Below are 8,565 nucleotides of genomic sequence, written 5' to 3'. Positions count from 1 at the left end.
CAACCCGCTACGGGGGAGACTTACCCGAAATCTGATTTATTCAACAAAGCCCGTTACGGAATGAAACTTTTATGACAAATTAAGATTAATTTTAAAAAACTGTGATTTATTATTTCGGTAATAAAATTGTCAAAATCCGCCGCTACGCTTCCTGATCCCGCGCAACAAAGTGTTTCGCGATGTGCTGTGGCAGTTGGCAACGGGCCTGACACCTGTTAAAACGTTCGTTCGACATCACTTTCCCTTATCGTTGAACGGCAGAGAATCATGAGTGACAGCCAGACGCTGGTGGTAAAACTCGGCACCAGTGTTTTAACAGGCGGATCGCGCCGCCTAAATCGCGCCCACATTGTTGAGCTTGTACGTCAGTGCGCTCAGCTGCATGCCGCAGGGCATCGTATTGTTATTGTGACCTCCGGGGCGATTGCCGCCGGGCGTGAACATCTGGGTTACCCCGAACTCCCCGCGACGATCGCCTCTAAACAGCTGCTGGCCGCCGTGGGACAAAGCCGACTCATTCAACTCTGGGAACAGTTGTTCTCAATCTATGGCATTCACGTCGGGCAGATGCTGCTGACGCGTGCGGATATGGAAGACAGAGAACGCTTCCTGAACGCCCGCGATACGCTGCGCGCGCTGCTGGACAACAATATCGTCCCGGTGATTAACGAAAACGACGCCGTGGCTACCGCTGAAATTAAAGTGGGTGACAACGATAACCTCTCTGCGCTGGCGGCGATCCTGGCCGGTGCCGACAAGCTCTTGCTCCTGACCGACCAGCAGGGGCTGTTTACCGCAGACCCGCGCTCCAACCCGGAAGCTGAACTGATTACCGATGTCCACGGCATTGACGATGCGCTGCGCGCCATCGCCGGCGACAGCGTCTCTGGCCTGGGAACGGGCGGCATGGGCACTAAACTGCAGGCGGCGGATGTGGCCTGCCGTGCCGGTATCGACACCATCATTGCGGCGGGAAGCCGTCCTGGCGTCATTGGCGACGTGATGGAAGGCATTTCCGTCGGCACGCGCTTCCACGCCCTGGAATCCCCGCTGGAAAACCGCAAACGCTGGATTTTCGGCGCGCCGCCGGCAGGTGAACTGACCGTGGATGAAGGGGCGACCGCCGCGATTCTGGAAAGAGGGAGTTCATTGCTTCCTAAAGGAATTAAAAACGTGACAGGTAACTTCTCCCGTGGTGAAGTGATCCGTATCCGTAACCTTGAAGGTCGCGACATCGCCCACGGCGTCAGCCGCTACAACAGCGATGCTCTGCGCCGTATTGCGGGTCACCACTCGCAGCAGATCGACGCGATTCTGGGCTACGAGTATGGCCCGGTTGCCGTGCATCGTGACGACATGATTATTCGTTAAGGAGCCAGAAAATGCTGGAACAAATGGGTGCCGCCGCCAAGGCCGCCTCTTACAAACTGGCGCTCCTTTCCAGCCGCGAGAAAAACCGCGTGCTGGAAAAAATCGCTGATTATCTGGAATCGCAGTCGCAGGAAATCCTCCTCGCCAACGAACAGGATCTGCTGGAAGCGCGTCGTAATGGCCTGAGCGAAGCGATGCTCGACCGTCTGGCGTTGACCCCGGCACGCCTGAAAGGCATCGCCGACGATGTCCGTCAGGTCTGTAATCTGGCCGATCCGGTCGGGCAGGTGATTGACGGCGGACTGCTCGACAGCGGTTTACGTCTGGAGCGCCGTCGCGTGCCGCTCGGCGTTATCGGCGTGATTTATGAAGCCCGCCCGAACGTGACGGTGGATGTCGCTTCCCTGTGCCTGAAGACCGGTAATGCCGCTATTCTGCGCGGCGGGAAAGAGACCTGGCGCACCAACGCCGCGACGGTGAAAGTCATCCAGCAGGCGCTGCAGGAGTGCGGCTTACCGGCAGGTGCCGTGCAGGCTATCGAAAGCCCGGACCGTGCGCTGGTGAACGAGATGCTGCGCATGGACAAATACATCGACATGCTAATCCCACGTGGTGGCGCGGGCCTGCACAAGCTGTGCCGCGAGCAGTCGACGATCCCGGTGATCACCGGCGGTATCGGCGTGTGCCATATCGTAGTGGACGAAAGCGCCGAAATTACACCGGCGCTGAAGATTATTGTGAATGCCAAAACCCAGCGTCCAAGCACCTGTAATACGGTGGAAACGCTGCTGGTGCATCAGGGTATCGCAAACACCCTCCTGCCAGCCCTGAGCAAGCAGATGGCCGAGAGTGGCGTCACGCTGCACGCGGACGAGAAGGCGCTGGCGCTGCTGAAAGACGGCCCGGCGACGGTGGTGCCGGTAAACGCGGAGCAGTATGACGACGAGTTCCTGTCTTTGGATCTGAACGTGAAGATCGTAGCCGATCTCGACGACGCTATCGCGCACATCCGTGAGCATGGTACTCAGCACTCTGACGCCATCCTGACGCGCACGCTGCGCAACGCCGACCGCTTTGTTAATGAAGTGGATTCTTCTGCCGTGTACGTGAACGCATCAACCCGCTTCACCGACGGTGGACAGTTTGGTCTGGGCGCGGAAGTGGCCGTCAGCACGCAAAAACTGCACGCGCGTGGTCCGATGGGCCTGGAAGCGTTGACTACGTACAAGTGGATCGGCATCGGCGACGATACGATTCGTGCGTAAATAATCACGGGTGATGCAAAAATAGCCGTTTGATTCAAAAGGGCATTGACGCATCACCCGGATAGATCTAACCTTTTGCCCCGTGGTTACGCTCGTAACCGGCCTCTCAGGGCCGATATAGCTCAGTTGGTAGAGCAGCGCATTCGTAATGCGAAGGTCGTAGGTTCGACTCCTATTATCGGCACCACTAACCACGCGGGTTCACGCGATATTCACCAGTTCAGCAAAAGCGCCTTGTGCCATATTTGTGCCATTCCCCGCCAGGAATGAGTCGATTTGCATGGCATGCTGCGTCAGGTGATTCGGTGCCAGATGTGCATAACGCTGCACCATCTCGATACTTTCCCACCCGCCCATTTCCTGTAGCGCACTGAGTGGCACGCCGGACTGTACAAGCCAGCTTGCCCAGGTGTGCCGCAGGTCATGGAAGCGGAAATTTTCTATTCCCGCCCGCCTTAACGCCGCGCGCCATGCCGTGTTAGCATCAGACCGCATTTTGCGCACCGCCTTTGTTCTCGTTCCATCCGGGCGAACGGATGATTCAGTGTGAACAAAGACCCACCGGTTATGTTTCCCCAGCTGCTCCCGCAGCACCTTACAGGCCGATTCGTTCAGGGCGACCCCAATCGCCCTTCCTGCTTTCGCGTCCTCGGGGTGAATCCACGCGACCTTCCTCTGCATATCAATTTGTGACCACTCCAGATCGGTGATGTTCGACCTGCGCAGCCCCGTCGCCAGTGCAAAAATAACAACTGGCTTCATATGCCCGGGAAGTTCCCGGATCAGGTTCGCCGCTTCCTCTTTGGTTAGCCAGCGAATACGCTTATTTTTCGGCACCGGGCATTTGATGTTCGGCGCTTTGGCTATCCATCGCCATTCGTTGGCCGCACATCGTAACAGCGCCCGGATGAAAGCAAGGTGCGTCGCCTTCGTCGCCAGCGACGCTGGTTTATCCTTAAATTCAGGAACCGGCTTACCTCTTCGCAGCAGGCTGTCCCGTTTTGCCTCCCAGTTCATTCGATGTTTGCGATTAACCATCGAACTCACCGCCGACAAGATCCTGTCTTCCGTGATTGCTGACAGGTCCATTCCTTTGAAGTGCATCCTCCAGAATCCGATCCTGCTTTTGTCATCGTCCAGGCTTTTCTTGTGCTGCTTTTCGTTAAGCCAGCGAACGCATGCTTCATCGAACGTTCGCGGCTTAAACTCCCCCATCTTATCAACTCGCCATGCTTCAGCTTTCAGCTGATCATAGAGCTCCTGCGCTTGCCTTTTGTCCGTTGTCCCAAGAGACCGTCTAATTCGACTTCCACCAGGCGTAACGAAGTCGCAGTGCCACGTACCGGCACGTTGTTTGATTGACATGCTTTATCCTCCTGCACATCAACCGCATTCACGGGTTGATTGTGGATCGGGTTCTTCACTGCCGCAATACAGTCTGTTTTGCAGATCAGGTATGGGCTTTTTTTCTTATGTGGATTTTTTCGGGTAGCAGCCAGGCGACCGGACTTTATCCACTGGGCAATCGTGCCTTTATCCACTTTAAGGAAGGCGGCGGCCTCATCTCTGGTAAATACTTCTTCGTCCATCGATGTTCTCCAGTGGCCCCAGCCGGGGCCGTAATTGTTATTCAGTGTGCCTGTGCTGGCAGGTTTCGAAGTTTACGAATGCCGATCATTGCTGTGGCGACATAGCTGGTGGCCCGGTTGACGACTTCGACAGTGACCTTCATACCATCAACCTCAACGGTGTAATTTGTCTGGTGTTTCTGCCTGCCATAATCGCCATATTTTGCGTGGTGAGCCGCCAGCGCAGCATCACAAGCGCGGCGACCGATAGGTGATTGCTTACTGCGATTAATCAGCCTCATCATCACTTCACTCCCAAAGTGGCTACGACATCACTCGCTGTTTCGCGAGTGCTGCCTTTGCTGGATATAGCCCGGCGAGCACTGACGCGGTGCAGCGTGAAGCCGTGCTGTTCGTAAAGTTCAATTACGCGCGGAGCGGTAGAATTGCTGATCACCACTTTCGCCCCCCGCTGGTGGGCTGCCACACAGTTTTCCGCAAGCTCTACCTGGCTATCCCATGAGAACCCACCAGCCGCGTAGTTAGTGAAACCAGCGGTGCCGGGCAGCGGCTCATAAGGTGGGTCGCAGTAAACGACGTCACCATCACCTGCCAGCGCGAGCGTGCGCCTGAAGCCTGCATTCATGAATACGCATGCGTGAGCCTTCCGCTTAAATGCCTTGATCTCTTCTTCCGGGAAATATGGTGCTTTATATTTCCCAAAGCCGACGTTAAAAAAACCGTCCAGGTTGTAACGGATCAGCCCGTTGAAGCAGTGCCGGTTGAGGTAAAGGAATGCTGCTGCGCGCTCGACCGCATCCAGCCGCTGCGCGTTGAATGCTTCACGAATTACCGTGTAGTTTTCGGCATCATTCAGATGCCTGAATGCCTTCACTGCCTCATAGATCACCGAGTCGGGGACCACCGCCAGCATCTGATACAGGTTAATCAAGTCAGCGTTGACGTCAGCCAGAAGGAAGCGTTCGTGCTTGTCTGAGTTAAGGAACACCGAGCCGCCACCCACAAAAGGCTCAATAAGGCGTTTCCCTGCGGGGATCAGGCGATCCAGTTCCGGCAGCAGCGAATATTTACCGCCAGCCCATTTTAGGAACGGGCGCTGCCAGCTATGCGGCGCTGTTTCTGCCTCTTGAGTCGACATCTCAGCACAATCACTCATGCCGCCACCTGCTTATCGTTAAGTTCTTCAGCCAGTCGTTGCGCTTTCAGTGGGTTGATAACGACATCACCCCACGGTAACAACCACCCTTTTTTCTCTTTGAGCCAGGGAAGGCGCACCGCGCCAACCCTGATTTCGTCCTGTGCGTGTGTCATAGCGCATAGATAGAGTGAGAAGGGAACGGAAGACCGATCGGCGCAAATGGGATATCGTCGTCAAAGTCGACCGGTGGCTGACCGCTGTTCTGCTGCAAGCGAGACTGTGGTGCACCACCAGTCTGATTTGCATAAGGGTTACCGCCATGTTGGGTATTGCGCGGGCCAGAGAACTGCGCGCCGCCGTGAATACGTTCGTCCTTATCCTTCATCGACAGTTCAAGCGCGGCGATCGCTTCTGCCGGGGCATTTTCAGCGTGCTCGGCGTAGGTCTTACGCGTTCCCGGCTGGAAAACGTGGCGTACTTCGAACTTGTAGCCATCACCGCCGTCGTTTTTGGTGTACAGCACCTTCTGGAGGAACAGGCCCACCTTTTTGCCAACCAGTGCCGGGCAGTGCCATTCGATGCCGTTTTGACCCTGTACCTGTTGCGGTTGCGCCTGTTTGACCTGGGCGACCCACATCAGCGCTGATACCAGCCCCATGCCGAAAGTCTGCTGGCCGTCTTTGCCGAGGAAGTTAATGCGCAAGTAATTTGCTTTTGCCCCGTTCGAGTCCAGGCTGAGTTCGAGCGCCTGGGATTGGCTGCCATCTTTCCCGAAGGTGTACACCGCAGAAACGATTTCGCCCTCGTAAGCGCCGGTTTCGCTGATCCCGCCTGTTGCGCCAGCTTTCTTCGCCATCTCAGCCGTTTCGTTGTTCCACATAAAAGTCATTGGTTGGTTCATCGTTAAATCCTCAAAGTTACAATTCGGTCATAAATTCGGTGATAGCCACGTCTACGGCGTGGAGGTCGTTGTCCATTTCCGTCTGGTCCGGGAACAGGTCGGGCGGTGCTTTGGCGGTGTCGTTGTCATCGCCTTTGATGAGAAAAACGTGTTTGCCGTCCTTCTTGATGGCGCGCAGCACGATGGAGAAATATCCCTCTGGCGTCAGCTTTTCGTTGAGCATCTTCCCGGTGGTCTTCATGCGGATCTTTCCCTCGGTCTCTTCGGTGTGAGCCAGGAAATAAACGCGGAAGTCGTCCGGCAGCTCGGTGGCCGCCATGATGATTCGCCAGATGTGATCTGCCATTTCGGTGAACTTGGCGTAACCGGTCTGGTACGCGCGGTTCATGTTTTCGTGCTGCATGACCACCTGGAAATCGTCGATGATCAGTACGCGGCGCGTTTTCGACTGCACCATGCGATAGATGGTGTCCAGCACCGTTTCCCAGTTATCCGAGCGCAGAACGTTACCGCGCTGTTTGCTTCCGTCTGGCAGCAGCTTGCCGTGAAGTTTCCAGCCCGCAGACTTGAACGGCAGCATTTTGGGGATGCACTGGAGCAGCATCACATCGTCCGGATTGAAGTTGCGCAGGCTGTAGGACTTGCCTGCGCCAGAGTCACCGAGGATCAGCACTGGAGTACCCATCATTTACCCCCGTTCAGCCAGTGTTCAGCCGTAAACAGCACGTCTTCGTCGTCGCTGTTGGCAACGAGCCAGCGCAGGTAACCCGGTTCTGTTTTTGCCAGCTCTGCGAACGGGACGCCTTTATGCTTACCGAAGCGGAGCTCATGCAGCAGGGAAGGGTTATTGGAGATGGCGCGCATTTCGCCCATCGTCCATTTCGCCAGGCGGCCCATATAGAGCAGCAATTCGGCGGTGACGTAGCAGTCATACAGCGCTCGGTGAGCGTAAAGCCCTTCAGGTACTTCCGGTTTCAGCCCGAGGCTGTAACGCAGGTACTGGTTGCTGTGGCTCTTGTGCTCTGGCAAGAGCGAACGCGCCAGCTTGGCGGTGCAGATCCACGGCGCATCAATCTGCGGCAGTTTGGATTTGTCAAACTTCGCGTTGTGGGAGACGTAGGCATCAGCCCCCAGATAGCGGCCAATTACTTCACTGAGCAGCGGCGCGCCTTCCACCATGTCTTCGGTGATATGGTGAATAGCCATGGCCTCAAAACCGATCGCCACGCCTGGCTTAACGAGGTCGCTCATTGGGTTGCAGATCACCCCGTCGACAATATCGACGCTGGCGATTTCCACCACGGTTTCCGGGCCGCCTTCCAGCCCAGTCGTTTCGGTGTCGATCACTCTCAATAAGTTACTGTTATTCATCTTTTACCCACCCGTAACGGTTCCCACATTTGATATTGGTGATGGTTGTTCTTGCGACTCCATACATCTGAGCCAGTTTTTCATGCGTGTCGCTGCTTATGCGGATATTGCGTACATCTTCTTCGCTAAGCTTTTGAGTGCCTGACCCATTAGCGACTCGTCTTTTCTTCGATTTATCAATCATGTTGTCGGTATGAGTTCCCAGCGACAAATGACTGGGGTTACAGCATTTAGGGTTGTCGCATGAGTGCAGTGCATGTATTCCATCCGGTGCATTTGCCATGATGCGATGTGTCTTACGTAACGCCCCACGGTCTCGGATCTGTCCATAACCACAACCATCAACAGCGCCTTGCCATTCAAGGCACCAGGAAGCGGAAACTGTGCAACGCTCCAGGATGCGCCGTTGTAAATCAGTAAGAACTTTGGGCATGCTCAACCCCCTGTGTTCTGTAATCACAAACTGCATCGAAGTGCGCGAGCTGGTGGGCGATGGCCTCAAGGTCAGCTGGCGATAAGTGGTACATCAGGCACAGCAGCGCGATAAGGTTCATGGCTTGCTGTTGGTTTTCGGAGCGCATCGCTTTTTCTCCTGTTCTGGAAGCCCGGCACCGTGGAGGCTGCCGGAATCAATTCAGTCTTTCGGATTGAGCTTTTCTGTCAGTTCTGCCACACAATCACGCCCGGCCTTTTTGTATGCTTCGGCTGCATTGCCGTCATACTTGTCGTCTACTGCCTGTTCGAACTGCTCGATGGAACCGAAGAAGCAACCAGCGGCGATCCGAAACTCTTTGCCGGTCCACATAGCGAAGATGGTACGGCTGGAGTAACCGCAGTTTTCACGGTAAGAAACGTTCGTGATCTTCTCAGGGCGCAGGTCGAGCGAGCCGCCCACGGTCAGATTGTCCGGCAGCGCGGTGATGCTGGTGC

13 protein-coding genes and 1 tRNA gene are annotated in these 8,565 nt (G+C 55.6%); 3 read left to right on the top strand and 11 right to left on the bottom strand.

The features are described 5' to 3' along the window. The first annotated feature begins 267 nt into the window (after positions 1–267). From proB to HX884_RS12065, 3 genes are all read left to right on the top strand, one after another. Positions 268–1,371, top strand: coding sequence for a glutamate 5-kinase (gene proB, locus HX884_RS12075; RefSeq protein ID WP_178328234.1), 1,104 nt, complete (start codon positions 268–270; stop codon positions 1,369–1,371). 11 nt (positions 1,372–1,382) lie between these two features. Beyond that, positions 1,383–2,636 carry a glutamate-5-semialdehyde dehydrogenase gene (proA, locus tag HX884_RS12070; RefSeq protein WP_178328233.1) on the top strand — a complete coding sequence of 418 codons (1,254 nt, stop codon included), beginning with the start codon at positions 1,383–1,385 and terminating at the stop codon, positions 2,634–2,636. Between the two features lie 111 nt (positions 2,637–2,747). After that, a tRNA-Thr gene (locus tag HX884_RS12065) sits at positions 2,748–2,823 on the top strand. A 14-nt stretch (positions 2,824–2,837) separates the two neighbouring features. Here HX884_RS12065 and HX884_RS12060 read toward each other — a convergent pair. The 11 genes from HX884_RS12060 to HX884_RS12010 all read right to left on the bottom strand — a co-directional run. Next, positions 2,838–3,995, bottom strand: coding sequence for a site-specific integrase (locus HX884_RS12060; RefSeq protein WP_236593104.1), 1,158 nt, complete (start codon positions 3,993–3,995; stop codon positions 2,838–2,840). Beyond that, complete coding sequence (locus tag HX884_RS27560; RefSeq protein ID WP_072011928.1) at positions 3,878–4,225, bottom strand: helix-turn-helix domain-containing protein; 348 nt, start codon at positions 4,223–4,225, stop codon at positions 3,878–3,880. The genes HX884_RS12060 and HX884_RS27560 overlap by 118 nt, the downstream gene beginning before the upstream one ends. A gap of 41 nt (positions 4,226–4,266) precedes the next feature. Further along, positions 4,267–4,506 (bottom strand): DUF4060 family protein, encoded by a 240-nt coding sequence (locus HX884_RS12050; RefSeq protein ID WP_178328237.1) that lies wholly within the window; start codon positions 4,504–4,506, stop codon positions 4,267–4,269. A 2-nt stretch (positions 4,507–4,508) separates the two neighbouring features. Then, on the bottom strand, positions 4,509–5,381 hold the full coding sequence (locus tag HX884_RS12045) for a Dam family site-specific DNA-(adenine-N6)-methyltransferase (protein WP_178328231.1): 873 nt from the start codon (positions 5,379–5,381) through the stop codon (positions 4,509–4,511). Beyond that, on the bottom strand, positions 5,378–5,536 hold the full coding sequence (locus tag HX884_RS12040) for a DUF1317 family protein (RefSeq protein ID WP_178328230.1): 159 nt from the start codon (positions 5,534–5,536) through the stop codon (positions 5,378–5,380). The genes HX884_RS12045 and HX884_RS12040 overlap by 4 nt, the downstream gene beginning before the upstream one ends. Beyond that, positions 5,533–6,264 carry a hypothetical protein gene (locus HX884_RS12035; protein WP_178328229.1) on the bottom strand — a complete coding sequence of 244 codons (732 nt, stop codon included), beginning with the start codon at positions 6,262–6,264 and terminating at the stop codon, positions 5,533–5,535. The genes HX884_RS12040 and HX884_RS12035 overlap by 4 nt, the downstream gene beginning before the upstream one ends. A gap of 16 nt (positions 6,265–6,280) precedes the next feature. After that, complete coding sequence (locus HX884_RS12030; protein ID WP_000537165.1) at positions 6,281–6,949, bottom strand: AAA family ATPase; 669 nt, start codon at positions 6,947–6,949, stop codon at positions 6,281–6,283. Then, entirely contained in the window at positions 6,949–7,635 is a 687-nt protein-coding gene (gene exoX / locus HX884_RS12025) for an exodeoxyribonuclease X (RefSeq protein ID WP_178328228.1), read from the bottom strand. The genes HX884_RS12030 and exoX overlap by 1 nt, the downstream gene beginning before the upstream one ends. After that, positions 7,628–8,068: an HNH endonuclease gene (locus HX884_RS12020; RefSeq protein WP_178328227.1), complete on the bottom strand. Its 441-nt coding sequence runs from the start codon at positions 8,066–8,068 to the stop codon at positions 7,628–7,630. The genes exoX and HX884_RS12020 overlap by 8 nt, the downstream gene beginning before the upstream one ends. Beyond that, positions 8,049–8,216 (bottom strand): hypothetical protein, encoded by a 168-nt coding sequence (locus HX884_RS12015; protein WP_170976130.1) that lies wholly within the window; start codon positions 8,214–8,216, stop codon positions 8,049–8,051. The genes HX884_RS12020 and HX884_RS12015 overlap by 20 nt, the downstream gene beginning before the upstream one ends. A gap of 53 nt (positions 8,217–8,269) precedes the next feature. Further along, positions 8,270–8,565: hypothetical protein (locus HX884_RS12010; protein WP_178328226.1), on the bottom strand; the 296-nt coding region annotated here is incomplete at its 5' end.

It is taken from the genome of Enterobacter sp. SECR19-1250 (assembly GCF_013391025.1).
Classification (GTDB): domain Bacteria; phylum Pseudomonadota; class Gammaproteobacteria; order Enterobacterales; family Enterobacteriaceae; genus Enterobacter; species Enterobacter cloacae.
The sequence above is the reverse complement of the archived record's forward strand: the minus strand, read 5'-3'. Positions and strand labels throughout refer to the sequence as shown.